This is a genomic window from Rhizobium sp. SVR5-2C (assembly GCF_056755115.1).
The window spans coordinates 1-232 of record NZ_JBNDHT010000633.1; the positions used below are offsets into that span (position 1 = coordinate 1).

At 58.6% G+C, this 232-nt stretch carries 1 protein-coding gene; it reads right to left on the reverse strand.

Annotation, left to right across the window (positions count from 1 at the left end):
- Positions 1-174 (reverse strand): 50S ribosomal protein L4 (rplD, locus tag ACPYOI_RS37190; protein ID WP_481424322.1); only part of this gene is annotated, 174 nt, incomplete at its 3' end.
- Between the last annotated feature and the right edge of the window lie 58 nt (positions 175-232).

Consider the following 232-nt stretch of genomic DNA (forward strand, 5'->3'; position numbering starts at 1 on the left):
GCGCCACACTTCTGCGCGGCCCTTAGCCTTGTGCGTGCCCTGGCGCTTCTTGGCAAGCTGCCAGCGAATGACGCGTGCGATGATATCTTCACGCGGTTCGAGGCCGAAAATCGCATCAGAAAGGGAAACCTTCCCAGCGTCTTTGCCCTCGAGGGTCTTGACGTTCAATTCCATTGGTTTGGCTCCCTTACTTCGATGCCGACTTGACGGCGTCGCGCACGATGATCCAGGC